This window comes from Amycolatopsis deserti (assembly GCF_014653945.1).
In the GTDB taxonomy this organism is placed as follows: domain Bacteria; phylum Actinomycetota; class Actinomycetes; order Mycobacteriales; family Pseudonocardiaceae; genus Amycolatopsis_E; species Amycolatopsis_E deserti.
This window is the reverse complement of the sequence record NZ_BNAU01000001.1, coordinates 1,632,546-1,655,393: the sequence shown is the minus strand read 5'-3', so window position 1 is coordinate 1,655,393 and position 22,848 is coordinate 1,632,546. Positions and strand designations below refer to the sequence as shown.

Genomic DNA, 22,848 nt, shown 5'->3' with positions numbered 1-22,848 from the left:
GTTACCGGTGGGCGGTGCGGGTCAGGCGGGCGGTGAGTGGGCGGGGGCGGCGGCCTTGGGTGTCCCGGTCGGCGGCCCTTGCGGAGGGATGGGCGGCCGGGTGGTGGGGCTGGCCGTGTGGGTTACCGGTGGGTGGTGTTGATCAAGCGGGCGTTCCGGCGGAGCGGGCGGGTGTCCTGGTCGGCGGGCCCTGCGGAGGGGATGGGCGGCCGCGCGGTGGGGGCCGGTGTGGAGGGGGAGGATTGGTCACCGCCGGGACGTGTCGATCAGCACGAACGTGTCCGGGGGCAGGTGGGTGGTCGTCGCCTCGGCCCAGGACAGCAGTACCTCGCCTCCCGGGTCGCCCAGGTCGGCGGGCTCGGGGCCGAAGTTGCACACCAAGCGCAGCGGGCCGCGGTCCAGCACCAGGCACGCACCCTCCGCCCGCACCTCGAACCGGTCCAGCCACGGGTCCGCCAGCTCGGGCCGGGACCGGCGCAACGCGATCAGCGACCGGTACAGCTCGAGCATCTCGCGGTGCCCCTCCTTGCCCGGCTCCGACCAGTCCAGCCGCGACCGATCCACCGTCGCCTGGTCCATCGGGTCCGGCACCTCCGCCTCGCCCCAGCCGTGGCGCGCGAACTCGCGCCGGCGGCCCGTCCGGACGGCCTCCGCCAGCTCCGGGTCGGGGAACGAGGCGAAGAACTGCCACGGCGTGCTCGCCGCCCACTCCTCGCCCATGAACACCATCGGCGTGTACGGCGAGCAGAACACGATCGCCGCGCCGCAGGCCAGCCGGCCGGGGGACACCGTCGCGGACAGCCGGTCACCGGTCGCCCGGTTGCCGATCTGGTCGTGGTTCTGCAAGTAGATCAGGAACCGGTGGCCGGGCACCGTCCGCGTGTCCACCGGCCGCCCGTGCGTCCGCTCCCGGAACGACGACCACGTGCCGGCGTGGAAGAACGCCTGCCGCAGTGTCCGTTCCAGCGCCCCGGGCGCGCCGAAGTCGGCGTAGTACCCGCTGGTCTCCCCGGACAGCGTCACGTGCAGCGCGTGGTGCAGGTCGTCGCACCACTGGGCGTGCAGCCCGTACCCGCCGCCCTCGCGCGCGGTGACCAGCCGCGGGTCGTTGAGGTCCGACTCGGCGATCAGCGTCAGCGGCCGCCGCACCGCCGCGGACAGCGCCTCCACCTCCACGGCCAGCTCCTCCAGCAGGTACGTGGCCCGCCGGTCGTTCAGCGCGTGCACCGCGTCCAGCCGCAGCGCGTCGACGTGGAAGTCGCGCAGCCAGCCCAGCGCGTTGTCCAGCACGTACCGGCGCACCTCGTCCGAGCCTTCGCCGTCGAGGTTCAGCCCGGGCCCCCAGTCGTTGCGCCCGGCGAAGTACGGCCCGAACCGGTCCAGGTACGCCCCGGACGGCCCGAGGTGGTTGTAGACCACGTCGAGCACCACGGCCAGGCCGCGCGCGTGGCAGGCGTCGACGAACCGCTTGAACCCGTCCGGCCCGCCGTAGGGCTCGTGCGCCGCGCCCCACAGCACGCCGTCGTACCCCCAGCCGTCGGTGCCGTCGAACGAGTTGACCGGCAGCACCTCGACGAACGTGACCCCGAGGTCGACCAGGTGGTCCAGCCGCCCGATCGCCGCGTCGAACGTGCCCTCGGGCGTGAACGTGCCGATGTGCAGCTCGTAGATCACGCCGCCGGGCAGGGCGCGCCCGGTCCACGCGGTGTCGGTCCAGGCGAACGCGGAGTGGTCGTAGATCCGGGACGGCCCGTGCACCCCGTCGGGCTGCCACGCCGAACGCGGATCGGGAAGCGCTTTCTCGTCGTCCCCCAACACGAACGCGTAGTCGGTGCCGGGCGCCGCGGGCACGTCGGAGAACCACCAGCCGCCGCCCCCGGCGGTCATTTCGTGGTCGGCGCCGCCGGTGCGCACGCGGACCCGATCGGCCGCCGGCGCCCACACGCGGAAGGTCATGACTCTCCTCGCAACAGAAGGGCGACCGGATAACGCGCCAGCATCCCGGACAGCTCACCGGTGACCACCGCCCCGGTGATCGCGTCGGTCCACTCACCGGCGGGCAACGGCAGCACCGTGTCCCGCCAGCCGCCGCCCTCGGCCAGCCCCACAGGCAGGCGCGTGGCCACCGTGATCAGGCCGCTGCGCTCGAAGGCGACCGCGTGCGCGGCGGCCGGGCCCTCGGCGTGCAGGCGGCGGTAGCCGGTGAACAGCTCCGGCCGGTCCCGCCGCAGCGTGAGCGCCCGGTGCACGACGAGCAGCTTCGCCGCGCCGGAGGAGTCGACCGGCGGCAGCCACCCGCTCGCGATCTCCTCCAGCATCGTGGCGCGCACCGCGTAGTCCACCGGCCGCCGGTTGTCCGGGTCGACCAGCGAGAAGTCCCACAGCTCGGTGCCCTGGTAGACGTCCGGCACGCCGGGCGCGGTGAGCTGGATCAGCTTCTGCGCCAGGGAGTTCGACCACCCCGGCCCGCGCACCCGTTCGACGAACGCCTCGACCTCGGCCGCCAGGTCAGCGTCGCCGAGGACCTCGTCCGGCCAGGCCGCGACCGCCCGCTCGAACTCCTCGTCGTGGTCGGTCCAGGTGGTGCGGAGCTTGCTCTCCTTCGCCGCCTTGTCCAGGTAATCGCGCAGCCGGTCCGCCGTGATCGGCCACGCGCCCACGAGCGTCTGCCACGCCAGCAGGTTCAGCGACGGCTCGTCGATCCCGCGCCGCCGCGTCCACCGGGTCACCGCGTCGGCGAACTCCTCCGGCACCTCCGACAGCACCGCCAGCCGCGCCCGCACGTCCTCGGACCGCTTGGTGTCGTGCGTGGTCAGCGTCGTCATCGCCGCGGGCCAGCCGGCCTCGCGCGCGGCGGCCATCGCGTGGAAGGCGTCCACGGAGGAGCCGAAGTCGTGGGGGGAACCGCCCACCTCGTTGAGCGCGGCGAAGCGCGTGTAGCGGTAGAAGGTGGTGTCCTCGGTGCCCTTGGCGACCACCATGCCGGAGGTCTGCTGGATGCGGGTGGCCAGCTCGCCGCGCGGGTCCTCCCGCACCTGGAAGTCCAGCGCGTCGATCGCCTCGGCCAGATCGGGGCGCGCGGCGCGGGCGGCGGCGATCGCGGCCGCCCAGTGCGCCGCGCCCTCGGGCAGATAGGACCGGTACACCGGGAACGCGATCATCGTCTCGGCCACCGCGCCCTGCGCCGCCTCCGGCTCGACGCCGCGCACCAGCGCGGCGATCCGGCGCACCTCGGCCACCAGGATCCGGTCGGTCACCAGGCGCCGCGCCCGGTCCTCGACCTCGGCGTAGTCCACCGGCTGGCCCAGCCGCCGCGCCAGCTCGGTCAGCGGCCCCTCACCGGCGGGGTCGACCAGCAGCCCGGTGATCTCCCGCAGCGCGTCGTAGCCGGTGGTGCCGTCCACCGGCCAGCTCTGCGGCAGGTCCTCGCCCGGGTGCAGGATCTTCTCCACGACCAGCCATGCCTCGCCCGCGCCCTCGCGCAGCATCCGCATGTAGCCGCCGGGATCGGCCAGGCCGTCCGGGTGGTCCACGCGCAACCCGGTGACCTCGCCCTCGGCGACCCAGCGCAGCACCTCGCCGTGCGTGGCGTGGAAGACGTCGGGCAGCTCGACCCGCACCGCGGCGAGCGTGGTGATGTCGAAGAAGCGGCGGTAGTTCAGCTCCGCGTTGCCGCGCCGCCAGCCCACCAGCTCGTAGTGCTGCCGCGCGTGCACCTCCCGCGGGCTGCCCTCGCCGGTGCCGGGTGCGATCGGGAACCGGTGCTCGTAGTAGGCGAGTTCGTCGCCCTCGATGCGCAGCTCGGCCACGTCGGCGTCGTCGCCGAGGACGGGCAGCAGCACCTTGCCGCGCCGCCAGTCGATGTCGAAGTAGTCGGCGTGTGCCGAGCCGGGGCCGTGCCGCAGCACGTCCCACCACCACGGGTTCGCCTTGGCGACCTCGACCGCCATGTGGTTGGGCACGATGTCCACGACGAACCCGAGCCCGGCCTCGCGCAGCCGTTTCGCCAGCGTCCGCCGCGCGTCCTCGCCGCCCAGCTCCGGGCGCGCCCGCGTCGGGTCGACCACGTCGTAACCGTGGGTGGAACCGGGCGTGGCGTCCAGCACCGGCGAGGCGTAGAGCGCGCCCACGCCGAGTGCGCGCAGGTAGGGGATGCGGTCGGCGGCGTCGGCGAAGGTGAACTCCGGGCGTAGCTGGACCCGGTAGGTGGCGGACGGTCTCATGCGTCCACCCGCTGCAGCACGACGAGCGAGCGGGCGGGCAGGTTCAGCGTGCCGCCGGCGGGCACGGGCTCACCCGGCTCCTCGGCGACCGTGCCGGCCTCGGTGTCCACCACCACCGCCCAGCCCGCGCCGTAGTCGGGGCCCGGCAGCGTGAGCTCGATGTCCTCGTAGTGCGCGTTGAACGCCATCAGGAACGAGTCGTCGGTGACCTTCATGCCGCGCGGGTCGAGGTCGTTGATGCCCTCGCCGTTGAGGAACGCGACGATGGCCTTGCCGAAGCCGTCGTCCCAGTTCTGCTCCTTCATCTCCTCGCCGGACGGGGTGAACCAGGCGATGTCACGCAGCTCCTCGCCCTTGCCGATGGGTTTGCCCGCGAAGAAGCGGCGGCGGCGGAACACCGGGTGCTTCTTGCGGAACGCGGCCAGCGCGGCGGTGAACTCGACCTGGCCGGCGTTGGCCTTGGCCAGTGACCAGTCCATCCAGGAGATCTCGTTGTCCTGGCAGTAGACGTTGTTGTTGCCCTGTTGGGTGCGGCCCATCTCGTCGCCGTGCAGCAGCATCGGCACGCCCTGCGACAGCAGCAGGGTGGCGAGCATGTTGCGGCGCTGCTTGGCCCGCAGCGCGAGCACCTCCTCGTCGTCGGTCTCGCCCTCGACGCCGCAGTTCCACGAGCGGTTGTCGTCGGCGCCGTCGCGGCCGTCCTCGCCGTTGGCCTCGTTGTGCTTGCTGTTGTAGGACACCAGGTCCTGCAACGTGAAGCCGTCGTGCGCGGTGACGAAGTTGATCGAGGCGTACGGGCGGCGGCCGTCGTCCTGGTACAGGTCGGACGATCCGGTCAGGCGCGAGGCGAACTCGCCGAGCGTGGCCGGCTCACCGCGCCAGAAGTCGCGGACGGTGTCCCGGAACTGGCCGTTCCACTCCGTCCACAGTGGAGGGAAGTTGCCGACCTGGTAACCGCCGGGCCCGACGTCCCAGGGCTCGGCGATCAGCTTGACCCGGCTCACCGTCGGGTCCTGCTGCACCAGGTCGAAGAACGTGGACAGCCGGTCGACGTCGTAGAACTCCCGCGCCAGGGTGGCGGCGAGGTCGAACCGGAACCCGTCCACGTGCATCTCGGTCACCCAGTACCGCAGCGAATCCATGATGAGCTGCAGGGTGTGCGGGTTGCGCACGTTCAGCGAGTTGCCGGTGCCGGTGTAGTCCATGTAGTACTGCGGTTCGTCCTCGACCAGCCGGTAGTAGGCCTGGTTGTCGATGCCGCGCATGGACAGCGTCGGGCCGAGGTGGTTGCCCTCCGCGGTGTGGTTGTAGACCACGTCGAGGATGACCTCGATGCCGGCCTGGTGCAGGGCCTTGACCATGCCCTTGAACTCCTGCACCTGACCGGCCTGCTCGGGCAGCGCCGCGTAACCCTCGTGCGGCGCGAAGAACCCGATGGTGTTGTAGCCCCAGTAGTTGCGCAGGCCCTTCTCGGCCAGGCCGTGGTCGGTGATGAACTGGTGCACCGGCATCAGCTCGATCGCCGTGACACCCAGCTTCGTCAGGTGCTCGACGACCGCCGGGTGCGCCAGGCCGGCGTAGGTGCCCCGCAGCCGCGGCGGCACCTCCGGGTGGTTCATCGTGAGGCCGCGCACGTGCGCCTCGTAGATCACCGTCTCGTTGTAGGGCGTGCGCGGCGGCCGGTCGTCACCCCAGTCGAAGAACGGGTTGACCACCACCGCGTGCGGCACGTGCCCCGCCGAGTCGGCGTCGTTGCGCTCGTCCGGCTTGCCGAATGGGTAGGCGAACAGCGCCTCGTCCCAGTCGATGTGGCCGGCGATCGCCTTGGCGTAGGGGTCGATCAGCAGTTTGTTCGGGTTGCAGCGCAGGCCGCGCGACGGGTCGTAGGGACCGTGCACGCGGTAGCCGTAGCGCTGGCCGGGACCGACACCGAGCAGGTACCCGTGGTGGACGAACCCGTCGACCTCGGTGAGCTTGTGCCGCTCCTCGGTGCCGTCCTCGTCGATCAGGCACAGCTCGACGGACTCCGCGACCTCCGAGAAGAGGGCGAAGTTGGTACCCACACCGTCGTAGGTGGCGCCGAGCGGGTAGGGCATTCCGGGCCAGGGCGGCACAGGTTCTCCTTCTTGCGTTCGCGTTCCGTGCGGTCGATGTGTGCCCAATCTAGCGGTCTTCACGCACTTCGCCCGGCCAACGGGCGCGCGGCGCGCAAATACTCCACGACATGGCGCACTCGTGCGTCCGCGAAAAACGCATCCACCGTGACGGGCAAGGGAATCCGCCAGTTCGGGTACTCGTCGGTGGTGCCCGGCAGGTTGGGCTGGCGCCGCTCGCCGACCACGTCCGCGGGCGCGGTCAGCAGCAGCCGCGACGCGGCCGAGGCGAGCAGGGCGTGCAACGCGGTCACCGGATCGTCGCCCGGGATGCCCTGCTCGGCGATGAACGCGAGCAGGTCGGCCCGTTCGGCGGCGGCGCTCGCCGCCTCCTTCTCCGGCGGGCCGTCGAGGAGTCCCAGCTCGGCCCGCACGCGCACGTGCTCGCCCGCGAGCCAGCCGGCCACGGTCGGCAGGTCGTGCGTGGTGATGCTCGCCATCGCGTCGCGGTCCCATTCCGCCGGCGGCACGAACGGGTGGCCGGGGGAGTCGTAGTCCCGCTGGAACCACAGCACCGCGGAGCTGAGCACCCCGCGCTCGTGCAGGGTCTTGGTGACCGCGGCCTCGACCGTGCCCAGGTCCTCGCCGACGACCACCGCGCCCGCGCGGTGCGCCTCGAGCGCGAGGATGCCGAGCATCGCCTCGGCGTCGTAGTGCACGTAGGTGCCGCGGGAGGGCGGTTCGCCCGGCGGGATCCACCACAGCCGCCACAGCCCGGCGACGTGGTCGATCCGGATGCCGTCGGCGTGCCGCAGGACACCGCGGATCACGTCGCGGAAGGGCGCGTAACCCAGCTCGGCGAGCCGGTCCGGGCGGAACGGTGGCAGGTTCCAGTCCTGGCCCTGCTGGCTGAAGGCGTCCGGCGGCGCGCCGACGGTCACCTTCGCCGCGAAGGCGTCGCCCAGCGCCCAGGTGTCCGCGCCGCCGGGGTGCACGCCGACCGGCAGGTCGTGCACGATCCCCACCGGCATCGCCCCGGCCGCCTCACGGGCCCGGCCGAGCTGGTCCTCGCACAGCTGCTGCAGCCAGCCGTGGAAGTCGATCCGGTCGGCGAGCTCGGTACGGGCCGCGGCGACCTCACCGCCGTGCGGATCGCGCAGCGGTTCCGGCCACTCCCGCCAGTCCGGGCCGTGCCGCTCGGCCAGCGCGCAGTAGGTCGCGAAGTCGCGCACGGCCTCGTCCAGCGGAGCGGGCTCGTGCAGCGGCCACAGCAGTTCCAGCGCGGCCAGTTTGGCGCTCCAGATGGCGTCGTAGTCGATCAGGTCCGCGTTGTCCGGACGCAGGGCCAGCACCCGCGCACGGAGGTCCGCATCGGCGCGGGCGAACTCGGGCGTGTCGGTGATGCGCAGGTAGAGCGGGTTGGCGTAGCGGCGGCTGGCCGGCGAGTACGGCGAGCGCTCGACCGGGTGGACCGGGCTGATCGCCTGCACCGGGTTGACCAGCAGCACCCCGGTGCCCAGCTCGGCGGCCGAGCGGCGGGCGAAACCGGCCAGGTCGCCGAAGTCGCCGGCGCCCCACGAGTCGTCCGAGCGCAGCGAGTACAGCTGCAGCATCCAGCCCCAGGCCGGGGGCACCTCGGGCAGGCGGTGCGGCACGACGGCGAGGGTGATCTCCTGCCCCGCGGTCTCCACGCGGTGCCAGCCCAGCGGCAGATCGGCGGGGATCATCCGGCCGATCTCCCGGCGGGTGCCGTCCTCCAAATGCAGGACAGCGGGCCCGCCCGCGTCGTGTTCGGTACCTTCTCGCAGCACGAGCGTCGGGGGCAGCACGGTGGCCGCCCGGCGTTCACCGACCGCGGCCAGCTCGCGGCGGATCGCGTCCGGCCCGGACGCGTCCACCCCGAACTGGGCGAGAACGGCGACGACGACGTCCGGCTCGACCTCGACCTCGCGTTGCTCGGCGTTCTCGTACCGGGTGGCCACTCCGTAGGCGTGCGCGAGGGCAGTCAGGTCGGGTTCCACCCGTTCAGGATCCCGGTCCGGGGCGGGTGCCGCCACACGAACGAGACGAGGAGAACGCATGGCGCGCTGGGCCGATCACGCGATCTGGTGGCACGTGTACCCGCTCGGCTTCACCGGCGCCCCACCGTCGGCCCTGCCCGCGGGCAGCGGGCCCGAGCACCGGCTCGGCCGGCTGGAGGCGTGGCTCGACTACGCCGTCGAGCTGGGCTGTTCCGGTCTGCTGCTCGGTCCGGTGTTCGCGTCGCGGACCCACGGCTACGACACGGTCGACCACCTCCGGATCGATCCGCGGCTGGGTGACGACGCCGATTTCGACCGGTTCGTCGCCGCCGCGCACGGCCGCGGGCTGCGGATCGTGCTGGATGGTGTCTTCAACCACGTTTCGCGCGAGTTCGGGCATCCGGAGTGGTTCCGGCGCGAGGGCTCCGGCTACGCGGTGTTCGAGGGGCACCAGCACCTGGTCGCCCTGGACCACACGCGGCCGGCGGTCGCGGACTACGTGGGCCGCGTGATGAGCCACTGGCTCGGCCGCGGCGTGTCCGGGTGGCGGCTGGACGCGGCGTACGCGGTGCGGCCGGAGTTCTGGGCCGCGGTGCTGCCAGGCGTGCGGCGGCGGTTCCCGGACGCGTGGTTCGTGGGCGAGGTGCTGCACGGCGACTACGCGGGTTACGTCGCGCGCAGCGGCCTGGATTCGGTGACGCAGTACGAGTTGTGGAAGGCGATCTGGAGCTCGTTGCGCGACGGGAACTTCTTCGAGCTGTCGTGGGCGCTCAAACGGCACGACGAGCTGATGGAGTCGTTCGTGCCGCAGACCTTCGCCGGCAACCACGACGTGACGCGGCTGGCGAGCCAGCTGCCCGACGAGCGGCACGTGGCGCACGCGCTGGCCGTGTTGTTCACGGTGGGCGGTGTGCCGAGCGTGTACTACGGCGACGAGCAGGCCTTCCGGGGGATCAAGGAGGAGCGGGAGGGCGGCGACGACGAGATCCGCCCGGAGTTCCCGGCCGGGGCGGGGCAGCTCGCGCCGTACGGCTGGCCGGTGTACCGGCTGCACCAGAGGCTGATCGGCCTGCGGCGGCGGAACCCGTGGCTGGTGCGGGCGCGCACGGAGGTCGAGCACCTGACGAACCGGGCGATGGCGTTCCGCTCCCGCGACGGCGAGGAGGAGATCCTGACGCTGCTCAACACGGGCGACGACCCGTATCGATTCCCGGTCGGCATCGATGGATTGCGGGTCCTGGACTCCTCGTCGCCGGACGGGAAGGCCCCGTGGCCGACGGTGCCGCCGCACGGATGGGCGGTGCTGGGCCGGTAGAGCCGCCGCCGGCGGGGATCGCGTCGCCGGTGATGGCGGCGCTGCGTCGGGACGCGAGGAAGGTGGCGACCTCGGCCGCGGTGAGCCCCGCGCGCTGGGCGACGCCCTCGAGCATATGTTCACGATCCGCCCCCAGCGCCGCTCGATCATGTGCCGCGCGACGGCGCCTTCCGCGGTCAACGCCTCGGCGACCGCGAAGCCGACGCCCCCGGCTGCGCCGGTGACGATGGCCCGCTTGCCGTCCAGACGGAGATCGATGCCGGCGTGGAACCAGGCTCAGGCGGTGTCCTCCGGCCGGCGACGCTCGATCATCGTGTCCGGCGCCGACTCGGGGACCTCCGTGCGCAGGTCGGAGTCCCGCAGCACCTCGCGGGCCTGGGCCTCCGGGTCGGCGCTGCCGGCGTGCTCCTCCTCGGGCAGCAGCGTCGAGCGCGTCTCCGCGCGGTCGTCCACCGCGTTGCGCTCGTCGAACACCCGCGGCCGGTCGAGGTCGTGCTCGGCGCGGACACGGCTCTCCTCGGCGGGCGACATCTCCGTGGCGCCCAGGTCCAAAGGCTCGTCCAGTGGCTCGTCGTTGTGCGGTGTCACACCGGCGGCGTACCCGATCACCGGTGCTTTCACACCCCGCCGGTCCGGAGCGCCCGGGCCGGCCATGACAATCTCCATCGACAATTCGCCGAAAATGATCCCCAACTAGTAATCCGATGTTCGGAAAATGGCGGGACAAGGTGCCACGGGGAAGGTGGCATCCGCGGTGGACCTGCGGATTTCCGCCCGGTGCTCACGTCGCTGACAAGTATCGATTCGTTTCGCTGGCACCGCGCTGACAAGTTTTGACACCCCATTCGCAAGATCACTAGGGTCCCGGCGTGACCCCATCCCTGCCGCGGTTTCTGGCGACCTGGGCGCGCCGGGTACCGGACGCCGTCGCGGTGTCCGACGCCGGCCGCTCGCTCACCTGGGACGAACTGGACCGACGCGTGACGGCGGTGGCCGCGTGGCTGCGGCGCTTCAGCTTCGACGGCGTCCGCGCCGCGATCCTGGCCGACGAGGGCGTCGACTGGGTCGTGGGCTTCCTCGCCACCCTGCGCGCCGGCCTGGTCGCGGTGCCCGCCTTCGCGCCCGGACGTGACGACGCCTGGCTCGCCGCGACGATCACCGACGCCGCCCCGGAAATCGTGCTCACCACCGGCGCGAAACTGCTCGACGTCCGCGCGCTCCTGGACTCAGCCGGGGTCGAGGTGTGGCGGATCGTCGCGATCGACTCCGTGCCCGGCGATGTGTTCGAGCTGACCGAGCCGGAGCCCGCCGACGAGGCCTGCGTGTGCTACACCTCCGACTCGGTCGGGGTGGTGCTCACCCACGCCGGTCTCGTCGACAGCGCCGCGCGCACCGCCGAGGCGCTCCGGCTCGCCGACCGCGCCGGCGTGGTCGTCAACTGGCTGCCGTTGTGCCAGATGGGACTGCCGCTCGCGGTGGCCGCGCCGGTGTTCGCCGGGTGCCCGGTGGTGCACCTGCCGGCCGACGAGGTGCGGGAGCGTCCGGAGATCTGGCTGCGCGCGCTCGAGGCCCATCCCGGCGCGGTGACGGCCGCGCCGAACTCGTTCCTCGCCCGCTGCCCGGTGCCCGCGGGGCTGGACCTCAGTGGCGTCCGCGCGCTGCTCGACGTGGGCGAGCCGGCGCGCTACGGCGCGGTGCTGCCCGGATCCGGCCTGCGCCCGGACGCGCACCGCGCCGCGTACGGGCTGCTGGAGGCCACCGGTCTGGTGTCCGTCGGGGACGGCCCGCTGTCCAGCGGGCGGCCCGGCCGCACGGTGGCGATCGTCGATCCGCGGACGCGGCGCTCGCTGCCCGCGGGCGTGGTGGGGGAGATCTGGGTGACCGGGCCGACGGTCGCGCGCGGGTACTGGCGGCGGCCCGCCGCGTCGGCGGAGACGTTCTGCGCCCTGCTGCGCGACGACGCCGAGGCGGGCGAGCCGGGCTGGTGGCTGCGCACCGGCGACGCCGGGTTCCTCTCCGGCGGCGAGCTGACCGTCCTCGGGCGCCTGGCGAACCGGTTCCGGGCCGGGGACGCGGAGATCCAGGCGGAGGCCGTGGAGGCGACCATCGAACGGCTCGTGCCCGAGCTGCTGCCGGGCTCGGTGATCGTCTTCCCGGTCGCCGAGGGGGAGGTCGTGGTGCTCGCCGAATCGGCCGGCCCGTTCGCGGGCGCGCCGGCGGTCGAGCAGGCCGTCGCGGACGGCTTCGGCCTGCGGGTGCGGGACGTGCACGTGGGCCCGCCGGGTTCGCTGCCGCGCACGGTGGCGGGCAAGCCCGCCCGCGGCGCCTGCCGGGACGCCTACCTGGCGAGCGTCCCGGCGGTGCCCTAGCTCACGGCCGGCGTCAGCAGTTCCGCGGCCCGCAACGCGATCTCCAGCCGCAGCCGGTGCTCCGGGTCGTTCAGGCGATCCCCGAACAGCTCCTCGATGCGGCGCATCCGGTAGCGCACGGTCTGCGGGTGCACGCCCAGCCGCTCCGCCATCTCCGGCGCGCTCCCGCTGGACTGCAGCCACGCCAGCAGCGTCTGCCTCAGCCGGGTGCGCTGCTTGTCGGTCAGCCCGTCCAGCGGGGCCAGGCACTTCTCCCGCAACTGTCCGATGAGGAATTCGTCGGCCAGCAGCCACAGCGTGGCCAGGTGGTCGTCGGCGTGCAGCACCGGGGTGCGCGGGAGGATCTCGCGCACGCTCAGCTCCATCGCCCGGCGCGCCCAGCGCAGCGACACGGCGGCCTCCGCCAGCGGCACCCGCGGCCCGACCGCGACCCGCCAGCCGCGCAGCGCCGCCTGCAGGTCCTCGGGCGGCGCGGCCGCGAGCAGGCACGGCTGCGGGCCCTCCAGGTCCGCGAGGACCTCGGCGGGCAGCGCGGGCGTCGGCAGCCGGTGCTGGTCGCGGCGCGGCTCCAGGGCCATGGCGACGACTCTGTCCGGCACCGGCCACCCCGCCGCACCGGCCAGTCCCTCGACGGCCTGCGGCGCGGGCGCCGGTTCGGACAGGACCAGGCCGAGCAGCTGCCTGCGCTGCCGCGCGCGGGTGCCGGCCGCGCGGGCCTGCGCGGCGCGGTAGCCCTGCACCGACAACGCGGAAATCTCGTCCACATAGGCCAGAACAGCCTCGGCGCCGACGTACAGCAGGTCCGAGGGCAGGCCGCGCGCCTTGCCGACCTTGGCGATGTAGCGCCACGCCGCCAGCCCGCCGACCCGGTAGGCCGTCTGGATCTGGTCCAATGGGCGGCCCTCGCTGTACTCGATGCGGCCCAGGTGCCGGAACACGCCGATCCAGTTCTCCTGGTTCACCGCCGGGTTGCCGAGGTTGTCCAGGCACTGCCCGACCGCCTCCCGCACACCGCGCACGATGACCTCGCCGAACGGGCCCTCCAGCGGCCGGGCGTACTCCGGCACCGCCCGCTGGATCTCGGCCAGGATGACCCGGGTGAGCGCGTCGGCGTGCGGGCGGAACACCCTGGCCAGCTCGCGCGGCAGCGACGCCCACAGCGCACTTGCCCGGCCGAGCACCGGAGCCTCCCCGGGCGGGCGGCGCGGGTGCGGCGGCACGGTGCGTCCGGGCCGGACGTCGGCATCGATCGTCATGTCAACCCCTGCTCGGGAACCCGCAGCGCTGCGGCGGACGGAGATTTTCGCCAGCGGCCCGGTGATCGGGACCCGCCGAGTCAACATGGCATCACCCGGCCCGCGTTGGCAAGAACCGTTGACACACTCCGAATTCCCCCGCCACCCGTTCGGGTGACGAGTGTCGAAGCGGGTGACACCCGGACGGGGCGAGGTTCGCGCGCGCCTCACAAAGTCCCCTCCTCGAGCTGCCTCCGCAGCACCACGTGCAGGCCGAACCGGGTGTCGGCGTCGTCCAGCCGGTCGCCGAACAGCTCGCGCAACTGGTGCAGCCGGGCCCGCACGGTCTGCGGATGCACGTGCAGGCGGCGCGCGATCTCCGGTGCGCCACCACGAATTTCCAGCCAGGCGAGCAGGGTTTCGGCCAGCCGGGCGCGTTGCCGCTCGCTGACCGCCTCCAGCGGAGCCAGGTACTTCGTCCTCAGCCGGGCGGCGAGGAAGTCCTCCGAGCGCAACCAGAGCGTGCCGAGGTGGTCGGCGCACCACACCACGTCCCCGGGCAGGGCCAGACCGCGGCGGGCCAGCCGGTGCGCGGCGGCGGCCAGCGCGAGCGGAACCGGTGGCGACACCGCGGCGCGCGCGGGTTTTTCCCAGTTGCCGGACAGGATCTCGAGTGTCCGCCCCGGACTCGGGGTGATCAGGCACGGGCGGTCGCCATCCGCGTCGGCGAGGACGTCGTCGCCCAGGCGGCCCGCGGGCAGGCCCTCAGCGTGCGCGAGCGCGATGACGGAAACCTCGCCGGGCAGCGGCCATCCCGCGTCCGCGGCGGGGCCGGTGAGATCCGGCTGCGGCTCGGCCAGGACCAGGGCCGTCAGCCGGCGGCGCAGCTCCTCGCGCGCGGAACCGGGCGGGTGCTGGGCTTCCTGGAAACCTTCGAGCGCCGTCGCGGACAGCTCGTCGACGAAGGCGAAGATCGCCTCCGCGGCGGTGGTGAGGGTCTGCGGGCCGGCGCCGAGGTCGCGCAGCACCGGGGTCAGGTACTGCCAGGCGACCCGGCCGCCGATGCGCACCGCGGCCTGCAGGGCGTCGAGCGTGCGGCCCTCGGCGAACTCGCGCCGCCCGCGCTGCCGGAACTGCCGCACCCACTCGCTGTGGTCCGGGCGCGGGTTGCCGATGCAGCGGACGCAATGCCGCACGGCGACCTCGATGCCCTCGGCCAGCGCGCGGCCGAACCGGCCGCCGGGCGCGCCGGCGTACTCCGGCACCTCCCGTCGCACCTCCCGCACGATCGTCTCCGCGAGCGGCCGGGTGTGCGGCTCCAGGGCGGCCGCGAGCTGTCGGGGCGCGGCCGCCAGGGCCTGCGCGCTGCGGTAGTCCGGCACTTCCCACCCCCTTGACGCGCCGGGACCAAACCTGAAGCTGCCTCGCGTTCATGCAGGTCAGCCGGTCGGACGAACGATGCTACCGCCTGGTAGCAAGACCGGGCAGTAACCCTCGGCACTCGATCGACGACAATCCGGGCGTCGAGGGGAGCGGGACATGACCAAGCGGCTGGTGATCTGCTGCGACGGCACCTGGAACACGCCGGACCAGCCGGCGCCGACCAACGTGTCGCGGGTCGCGCTGGCGGTCGCGCCGGCCGACGGGGACGGGCGCGAGCAGCGGATGTTCTACCACCCCGGCGTCGGCACGCGGCCCGGCGAGCGCTTGTGGGGTGGCGCGTTCGGGTTCGGGTTGTCCCGCACCGTGCGCGAGGCCTACCGGTTCCTGGTCCGCACCTTCGAGCCGGGCGACGAGCTGTTCCTGTTCGGCTTCAGCCGCGGCGCCTACACCGCGCGCAGCCTCGCCGGGCTGGTGCGCAACTGCGGCATCCTGCGCCCCGAGCACGACGACCGGATCGGCGAGGCGTACGCGCTCTACCGGGCCCGCGGGTCGGCGACGCATCCGCGGTCGGCGGCCGCCGAGCTGTTCCGCCGGTCGTTCTCGCGCGAGACGCGGATCCGGTTCCTCGGCGTGTGGGACACCGTCGGGGCGCTCGGCATCCCGCTGTCCGGGCTGCGGCTGGTCAACCTGGTGAACCGGCGGTGGCAGTTCCACGACACCGAGCTGAGTTCGAGCGTCGACGCGGCGTACCAGGCGCTGGCGATCGACGAGCGCCGCCCGCCGTTCCGGCCCGCGCTGTGGCGGTCGAGCGGCCGGACGCGGGTCGAGCAGGTCTGGTTCGCCGGGGTGCACTCCGACGTCGGCGGCGGCTACCCGGACCGCGGGCTGGCCGACATCAGTCTGTTGTGGATGGTGGAGCGGGCGCGGGCGCACGGGCTGGCTTTCGAGCCGGGCGCGTTCGACGCCGCGGAGCCGGACCCGTTGGGGCCGGCGCACGAATCGCGCACCGGGTTCTACAAGCTGATGCGCCCGCACGTGCGGCAGCTGGGCACGTCCGCGCGCGAGTACGCGGCGTCCAGCGCGGTCGAGCGGCAGGCCATGGTCGCCGGGTACGCCCCGAACCTCGACGAGTATCTGACGGAGGGCGGCGCGGTGCTGCCGGTCGGCAGTGACGAGGGAGAGCGCTTCCCGCTGGCGAGCCCGGAGCCGGAACCCGCCTGAGCGCAGGGGGCGTGAGTCCTGCGTTCCGGGGTGTGAGCAGTCAGCCGCGGGTCAGGCCCTGTGCGGCGGCGCCGCGGCTGAGCACCACCTCGTCGGTGCGGGCGAGTGCCTCGGCCGCGCGTGTGTGGTCCAGCGCGGGGTCGTCGGCGGTGCGTAACCGGATCGGGGGGCCCAGGTCGATCACCGTCGGGACGTACTCGGCCCGGTCCACCGTCCACCTGTCGCCGGAACGGGTGAAGTGGAACCGCCCGATCAGGCCCTCTTCGGTCATGCCACGCGGTTCGGAATGCCGGGCGATCGAGTTGCCCAGCCCGTAGGCGACCCACTTGCCGCCGATCTTCTCCATCGGCTGCACCACGTGCGCGTGGTGGCCGATGATCAGGTCCACCGCCGGGTCCGACAGCACCCGCTGCGCGATCTGCCGCTGCGACGCCGTCGGCTCGTGCTGGTACTCCGTGCCCCAGTGCAGGCTCGCGATCACCACCTGCGCCCCGGCCGCCCGCGTGGCCCGGGCCTCGGCCAGCACCGCGTCCGCGTCGAGCGTGTTCGACACCCACTGCTTGCCGCCGGGCAGCTTCTTGCCGTTGAACCCGAACGTGTAGGACACGTGCCCGACCTTGACCCCGCGCACGTCCAGCACCAGCGGCGTGCGCGCCTCCCGCTCGGTCCGCGCGGAGCCGGTGTGCCGGATCCCGGCCTCGTCCAGCTCGTCCAGCGTCCGGTTCACGCCCTCGGTCCCGTTGTCGATCGTGTGGTTCGACGCCGTCGAGCAGTCGTCGTACCCGGTGTCGGCCAGCGCGTCGGCGATCTCCGGCGGGGCGCTGAACTCCGGGTAGCCCTGGAACGGGCCCTCCGCGGGCGCGAGCGGTGTCTCCAGGTGGCACACCGCCAGATCCGCCGAACTGATGTCCTCGCGGATCCCGGCCAGCAGCGGACGGTAGTCGCGCCGCCCGCCGCCGTCGGCGACGGCCTGGTCGGTCAGCGCGGGGTGGATCAGCACGTCCCCGGTCGCCGCGACGGTGAACCCCGCCTCCGCCGGCGGGGCCACCGCACTCGGCACGTCCGGTTGCACGGGCGCGTCGTCGTCCGGTGCGAAGCAGGCGGCGAGCAGTGCGCCCGCCGCGAAGCCCGCGAGAACCAGACGGATGCGCATGACTCCCGATCCTGCCAGAGGGCCACCCTCAGTGCGTCTCCGCACCGAGAGTGGCCCTCGCTTCACCCGGTCAGGGCTTCAGAGCTCCCGACAGGGCGGTGGCGTCGCGACGGAGAGTCTCCGCGGCGAGCTGGTCCGGGACCTTCGTACGGTCCCGGGTGATCGCCGCGAAGTTCTGCAGCGCGTCCCGGGCGGCGTTGATCCGCCCGGCCTCGGCGTGCTTCTGGGCCGTGTCGAGGGCGTTGTGCAACTGCATCGCCCCGGTTCTGGTGACCCAGCCGGCGTCGCGGAACTTCTCGATCAGGGCCCGCACGTCACCGAACGACGTCCCGGTCGTGAAGTTCACGGCCCTGGTCGTGGTGAGCCCGGCCTGGTCGGTCACGGTCACCGACAGCTGGTGCGCCCCGAGCGGCAGCCGCCACAGCTCCAGCGGCTTGCCCGGCGTGACCGGCTGACCGTCCACAGTGGCCTTCACCGTGCCCACCCCGGACGCGGCGTCAGTCGCGGTGACCACCGGCGTCAGGGCCGCGGCGTCACCGAAGGCCTGCCCCTCGGTCACCCCGCCGATCGTCACCGCGGGCGCGGTCTTGTCGATCTTGACCGTGAGCGTGCCCGGCGCGGACACGTTGCCGCCGTTGTCCGTCGCCCGGTAGAGCACCGTCGTGGTGCCCTCGGCCGACAGCGTCACCGGGTTGTTCGCGTTCACCCAGGTCTTGCCGTTGTCCACCGAGTACTGCCGGCTGGACACCGTGCCGTTGTCGGTGGCGGACACGGTCAGCGTGACGTTGCCCGTGTACCAGCCGTTCGCCCCGGTCGGCGCCGACGGCGTCAGCGCGGCCGACACCGTGGGCGGCGTCTTGTCCGCGACCCCGGCGCCCTGGAACGTGAAGGCGTCGACGTCGACCCCGCCACTGGAGGTGACGAACAGCTTGCCCGCACCCGAGGGCAGCCCGGACAGCGGCGTGGTCACCGTCTGCCAGCCGGTACCCGCGGGCACGTCGATCGTCGCGAACGGCGCCGCGTCGGCGGCGTTCCACCGCAGCTGCAGCTGGCCGGCGCCACGCGCCTTGGTCTGCACGCCGGTGATGCCGCTGAAGTTCACCGGGTCGTAGGCCAGCCAGTCACCGGCGTCGAAACCGGTGACCGCGCGCAGCCCGGACGCGGTGGAGTCGTCGGTGATGGTGACACCGCTGGACTCGTCCGCGTGCTCGCCCTGCATGAGCTTCGGGTTCAGCACGACCTGCGCCTCACCGGTCGCCGGCGGCACGCCGCCCGCGCCGTTGTCGGTGTAGGTCACGTTGAGCACACCGAACACGTTCTCCGTCGCGCCGTGGCCGGCGTCGGTCGGCGTGGCCACCGCGCCGGCGCAGCCGGTGCCGCTGTTGACCGGGTGCCCGTGCTGGTTGTGGCCCAGGCCGAACGCCCACGCCACCCGGCTGCACACCGGGTTGGTGCCGTCCTCCGGGTCGTTGACGGTCACCGCGTAGGGGATCGCGTCGCCCCAGTCGAAGAACCCGCCGTGCGCCGGGGCGGTCAGCCCCACCGTGGGCGCGGTGTTGCCGATGGTGACCTGCTCGGAGGTCAGGCCGTGCCGTCCCGCCGGGTCGGTGACCCGCAGCCGGGCCTCGACCTGGCCGTTCTCGGTGTAGGTGTGGGTCGCCTGCGGCCCGGTGGCGTCGAAGGTGCCGTCGCCGTCGAAGTCCCACTCGTAGGTCAGCGCACCGCCCTCCGGGTCGCTGGAGGTGCTGCCGTCGAACGAAACCGTGAGCGGCGCCTGCCCGGACGACGGGGTCGCCGTCATCCGCGCGGTCGGGGTCTTGTTGCCCTGCGCGAAGTCGATCCGGTACAGCCCGGCGTCCGGGTTCTGCCGGAAGAAGCCGTCACCGTAGTCCAGGACGTAGAGCGAGCCGTCCGGGCCGAACTCCAGGTCCATCGGGTTGTCCCAGATCGGCTGGCCCAGCGCGGACAGGTCCCGGTTGGGCAGGAAGTTCTCCAGCTTGGTCACCGGGCCGTCCGGGCCGGCCAGGGTGAACGCGGCGACGTAGTCCTGGGAGAACTCGCCGAAGAACGCCTTGCCGTCCCAGTAGGCCGGGAACTTCGTCGGCGACGGGTTGTTCGCGTCGTAGTGGTACACCGGGCCGCCCATCGGGGCCTGGCCGGTGCTGGAGCGGAACGCGGTCAGCTCGGGCCACGGCTGGTCGCTGTCCTTGTCGCCGTACCACAGGGTGGCCGGGGTGGCCGGGGGCAGCGTGCGCAGGCCGGTGTTCCAGCGCGAGTCGTTCACCGGGGCGGCGCAGTCGAACGCCGGTCCCGGGGTGAGGGTGGCGAAGTCGAAGTCCCGGTAGGGCTGGGAGTTGTCGGCCGTGCAGAACGGCCAGCCCGAGTTCATCGGCTTGGTCGTGATCTGCCACTCGACGTAGCCCATCGGGCCGCGGTTCGGGTCGGCCGTGCCGGCGTCGGGGCCGTAGTCGCCCCACATCACCGCGCCGGTCGCCTTGTCGACGGTCATCCGGAACGGGTTGCGCAGGCCCATCACGAAGATCTCCGGCCGCGTCAGCGGCGTGCCGGGGGCGAACAGGTTGCCGTCGGGGATCGTGTAGGAGCCGTCGTCGTTGACGTGGATGCGCAGGATCTTGCCGCGCAGGTCGTTGGTGTTCCCGGAGCCGCGGCGCTCGTCGAGGCCGGGGTTGTAGCCGGGCGCGTCGTTGATCGGGGTGTAGCCGTTGACGTTCGGGCCGGAGGCGGGGGTGTTGCCACCGGTGGACAGGTACAGGTTGCCCTGCGCGTCGAAGTCGACGTCCCCGGCCACGTGGCAGCACTGGCCGCGGTTGGTGGGGATGCGGATGATCTCCTGCTCGGTGCTCAGGTCGAGCGACTCGCCGGTCCACTTGAACCGGGACAGGACGTCGTAGCCCTCCCACTGCTTCCAGTACGAGTCGTCCGCGCCCGCGGGCAGCGTGTTCGGGGCCGAACCGGCTGGGGTGTTCAGCTTCGGCGAGTAGTAGAGGTAGACCCAGTGGTTCTCGGCGAAGCCCGGGTCGAGCGTCACCGTCTGCAGGCCCATCTCCGAGTTCTGGTAGACGGGGATCGTGCTGACGACCTTGGTGACGCCGGTCTTCGGATCGGTCAGCCGCACCTCACCGCTGCGCGCGGTGTGCAGGACGCGGTTGTCCGGCAGCACGGCCAGGTCGATGGGTTCGCCCACGTTCTTGGTGAGCGTGATCTTCTCGTAGTTGTTCCAGTCCAGGGCCGGGTCCGCGGCCTGTGCCGCGGCGGGCACGGCGAGGCCGAGCACCGGCAGGGCCGTCACCGCGGCGGCGGTGATCAGCCGTCTCAGGGCAGGGTGCATCGCGAGATCACTCCGGTGGGATTTCGACGGGGAGGGGAGGGGTCAGCCGCGCAGTTCGGACAGCGCCTGGTAGCTGCGCAGCGCCGCGGCGAACGAGCCGGGCGGGTTGGGCAGCGTGGCGGGCGCGGTGTCCTGCTCCCAGATGCCGTGGTAGCGGCCGCGGCCGTTGACCCGCTTGAGGAACCGGTCGTAGGGCAGGTCGCCGGCGCCGAACTCGACGATGTCGTAGCCGTTGGGGTTGGCCGGGTTTTCGTCGCCGTCCTTGAGGTGCAGCAACGGGTAGCGGTGCGGGGCGCGGGTGATGTAGTCGGCGGGTTCGAACCCGGGGAAGCGGTACTGGCCGACGTAGGCCCAGTACACGTCCATCTCGAGGTAGACCAGGTCGGGATCGGTGTTGTCGAAGAAGACGTCGTAGAGCCGCACGTCCGGCCGGTCGGTGGCGAAGGCGAACTCGCCGGCGTGGTTGTGCTGGTAGAACTTCAGGCCGCGCTCGGCGGCCGCGGCGCCGATGCGGTTGAACTCCTCGGCGGCGGCCTGGTAGCCGGCCACGGTGTTGACGTTGGTCGGGGCGTTGGCGGTGCCGATGTGCTTGAGGCCGAGGATTTCGGCGTTGTCCAGTTCGGCCTGCAGGTTGGTGCGGAAGTTGTTCAGCCCGACGTGGCTGCCGACGGCCTTGAGCCCGAAGTCCTTGAGCAGCTGGGCGATCTCGGGCACGGTGATCTGCCGCCCGAGGATCGAGGTGCTCTGGGTGTAGCCGGCGAACTCGATCTCGCGGTAGCCGATGCGGGACAGCTCCTCGAACACGGCGCGGAAGCCGAGCTGCGAGACCTTGTCGCGGACGCTGTAGAGCTGGATGCCGATCTGGTTCTGCGGGACGAGACGGCCGCCGCCCTGGCTGGCGGCGGCGGGCAGCGAACCGGCGAGCGCCGCGGCGCTGACCGCGACGGTCGCTCCCGCCGCGGTGCGCAGGAAACCACGGCGGTTGTACGACGAGTGGGACACGGATTTCTCCTTCAGCCGAGTGTGAACCGACCCCCTTGTCACGTGCGCCGGTAACGTAGGCAACTTCCGCTGAAAGTGTCCAGAGTTTCGGATTTTCCGGAACAAAGTTCGGCCGCGTCTGCTCAAAAGGGGCGGCGACGGCGCTACAGTCGGAGCACGCGCGAGCAGCGAGGAGGCTGGTGCCCCCATGACCACCAGCGGTTTTCCCCCGTCGGCCGAGACCCGTGAGCAGGCCGGGCTGCTCGCCCTGCTGCGGGACGAGGGCCCGATGGCGCGGGTCGAACTGGGTGAACGGCTCGGGGTGCCGCGGGCCCGGCTGGCCGCGGAGATCACCCGGCTGGCCGAAGGCGGGCTCGTCGAATCCGGTGGCCCGGCGGCGAGCCGCGGCGGGCGGCGGTCGACGCTGGTGCGCCTGGCCGACGACGTGCGCTTCCTCGGCGTGGACGTCGGCGCGACGTCGGTGGCCGTGGCGGTGACCGACGGACGGTGCGAGGTGCTCGCGCACGCGGTGGAGGACTGCGACGTGCGCCGCGGGCCGGTGCCGGTGCTGGACCGGGTGGAGCAGCTGGCCGCGAAGGTGCTGCAGGACGCCCCCGGACGGCTCGCGGGCGCCGGGATCGGACTGCCCGGGCCGGTGAGCTTCCGGGACGGGATGCCGGTGGCGCCGCCGATCATGCCGGGCTGGGACCGGTTCCCGGTGCGCGACCGGCTGGCCGGGCACTGGGGCTGCGCGGTGACGGTCGACAACGACGTGAACGTGATGGCGCTGGGGGAGCGGCACGCCGGGGTGGCCCGGTCGCTGGACGACCTGATCTTCGTCAAGGTCGGCACCGGGATCGGCGGCGGGATCGTCGTCGCGGGCCGCGTCTACCGCGGGGTGGCCGGCACCGCGGGGGACATCGGGCACATCAAGCTGGACGACTACGGGCCGGCGTGCGCCTGCGGTGAGGTGGGCTGCCTCGAGGCGTACTTCGGCGGGGCGGCGCTGGCGCGGGACGCGCTGACGCTGGCGCGCAGCGGGCGGTCCCCTTACCTGGCGGCGTTGCTGGAGGACCGGCCGGCGCTGACCGCGCGGGACGTGGCCGAGGCCGCGCAGGCCGGGGACTTCGCGGCGGTGACGCTGGTGCGCGAGGGCGGGCGGCGGCTGGGCCAGGTGATCGCGTCGCTGGTGAGCTTCCTGAACCCCGGCATGGTCGTGATCGGCGGCGGCGTGTCCCGGCTCGGGCACACCCTGCTGGCCGAGGTGCGGTCGTCGGTGTACCGGCGGTCGCTGCCGCTGGCGACCGGGAACCTGCCGATCGTGCTGTCCGAGCTGGGCGACCAGGCCGGGGTGATCGGAGCCGCCTGGCTGGCCACCGACCACGCCTTCAGCGTCCCGGCCTGACCGTCCGGAAGAACTCCCTGCGGGCGTATCCGGAGCGGCCGTACCACCACCGCTGGTTGCTCCGGGCCCGCTCGCGAACCGCCGGCATGTCCGGAGCTGA

At 72.9% G+C, this 22,848-nt stretch carries 14 protein-coding genes; 4 read left to right on the top strand and 10 right to left on the bottom strand.

All coding sequences use genetic code 11. The features are described from left to right. Positions 1 to 246 precede the first annotated feature (246 nt). From treZ to malQ, 4 genes are read right to left on the bottom strand one after another with little or no spacing between them, the layout of a single operon-like run. The gene (treZ, locus tag IE290_RS08055) at positions 247 to 1,956 is read right to left on the bottom strand and encodes a malto-oligosyltrehalose trehalohydrolase (RefSeq protein ID WP_191243799.1); all 1,710 of its coding nucleotides are present in this window, start codon (positions 1,954 to 1,956) and stop codon (positions 247 to 249) included. Continuing rightward, entirely contained in the window at positions 1,953 to 4,223 is a 2,271-nt protein-coding gene (gene treY / locus IE290_RS08050; RefSeq protein ID WP_191243798.1) for a malto-oligosyltrehalose synthase, read from the bottom strand. The genes treZ and treY overlap by 4 nt, the downstream gene beginning before the upstream one ends. After that, complete coding sequence (gene glgX, locus IE290_RS08045) at positions 4,220 to 6,337, bottom strand: glycogen debranching protein GlgX (protein ID WP_191243797.1); 2,118 nt, start codon at positions 6,335 to 6,337, stop codon at positions 4,220 to 4,222. Before glgX ends, treY begins: the two co-directional genes overlap by 4 nt. A 59-nt stretch (positions 6,338 to 6,396) precedes the next feature. Next, complete coding sequence (malQ, locus tag IE290_RS08040) at positions 6,397 to 8,337, bottom strand: 4-alpha-glucanotransferase (protein ID WP_191243796.1); 1,941 nt, start codon at positions 8,335 to 8,337, stop codon at positions 6,397 to 6,399. A gap of 58 nt (positions 8,338 to 8,395) precedes the next feature. On the opposite strand from malQ, the gene IE290_RS08035 reads away from it, so the two are divergent. Next, on the top strand, positions 8,396 to 9,652 hold the full coding sequence (locus tag IE290_RS08035; RefSeq protein WP_191243795.1) for an alpha-amylase family protein: 1,257 nt from the start codon (positions 8,396 to 8,398) through the stop codon (positions 9,650 to 9,652). 276 nt (positions 9,653 to 9,928) lie between these two features. On the opposite strand, the gene IE290_RS08030 is transcribed toward IE290_RS08035, so the two are convergent. After that, entirely contained in the window at positions 9,929 to 10,306 is a 378-nt protein-coding gene (locus IE290_RS08030) for a hypothetical protein (protein ID WP_229874306.1), read from the bottom strand. Between the two features lie 215 nt (positions 10,307 to 10,521). On the opposite strand from IE290_RS08030, the gene IE290_RS08025 reads away from it, so the two are divergent. After that, the gene (locus tag IE290_RS08025) at positions 10,522 to 12,021 is read left to right on the top strand and encodes an AMP-binding protein (protein ID WP_191243794.1); all 1,500 of its coding nucleotides are present in this window, start codon (positions 10,522 to 10,524) and stop codon (positions 12,019 to 12,021) included. Here IE290_RS08025 and IE290_RS08020 read toward each other — a convergent pair. Beyond that, positions 12,018 to 13,277, bottom strand: coding sequence for a PucR family transcriptional regulator (locus tag IE290_RS08020; RefSeq protein ID WP_229874304.1), 1,260 nt, complete (start codon positions 13,275 to 13,277; stop codon positions 12,018 to 12,020). The genes IE290_RS08025 and IE290_RS08020 overlap by 4 nt on opposite strands. A 206-nt stretch (positions 13,278 to 13,483) precedes the next feature. Next, positions 13,484 to 14,638 carry a helix-turn-helix domain-containing protein gene (locus tag IE290_RS08015; RefSeq protein WP_191243793.1) on the bottom strand — a complete coding sequence of 385 codons (1,155 nt, stop codon included), beginning with the start codon at positions 14,636 to 14,638 and terminating at the stop codon, positions 13,484 to 13,486. 157 nt (positions 14,639 to 14,795) lie between these two features. Here IE290_RS08015 and IE290_RS08010 point away from each other — a divergent pair, with 157 nt between their 5' ends. Next, entirely contained in the window at positions 14,796 to 15,860 is a 1,065-nt protein-coding gene (locus IE290_RS08010; RefSeq protein WP_191243792.1) for a T6SS phospholipase effector Tle1-like catalytic domain-containing protein, read from the top strand. Positions 15,861 to 15,900: 40 nt separating this feature from the next. On the opposite strand, the gene IE290_RS08005 is transcribed toward IE290_RS08010, so the two are convergent. From IE290_RS08005 to IE290_RS07995, 3 genes are all read right to left on the bottom strand, one after another. Then, positions 15,901 to 17,013, bottom strand: coding sequence for a CapA family protein (locus IE290_RS08005; RefSeq protein ID WP_191243791.1), 1,113 nt, complete (start codon positions 17,011 to 17,013; stop codon positions 15,901 to 15,903). A 70-nt stretch (positions 17,014 to 17,083) separates the two neighbouring features. Continuing rightward, a complete protein-coding gene (locus tag IE290_RS08000) occupies positions 17,084 to 20,362 on the bottom strand; it encodes a PQQ-dependent sugar dehydrogenase (RefSeq protein WP_229874302.1) in 3,279 nt (1,092 codons plus the stop codon). A gap of 42 nt (positions 20,363 to 20,404) precedes the next feature. After that, entirely contained in the window at positions 20,405 to 21,364 is a 960-nt protein-coding gene (locus IE290_RS07995; protein ID WP_191243790.1) for a sugar phosphate isomerase/epimerase family protein, read from the bottom strand. A 187-nt stretch (positions 21,365 to 21,551) separates the two neighbouring features. Here IE290_RS07995 and IE290_RS07990 point away from each other — a divergent pair, with 187 nt between their 5' ends. Continuing rightward, positions 21,552 to 22,748: an ROK family transcriptional regulator gene (locus IE290_RS07990; RefSeq protein ID WP_191243789.1), complete on the top strand. Its 1,197-nt coding sequence runs from the start codon at positions 21,552 to 21,554 to the stop codon at positions 22,746 to 22,748. The last annotated feature ends 100 nt before the right edge of the window (positions 22,749 to 22,848 follow it).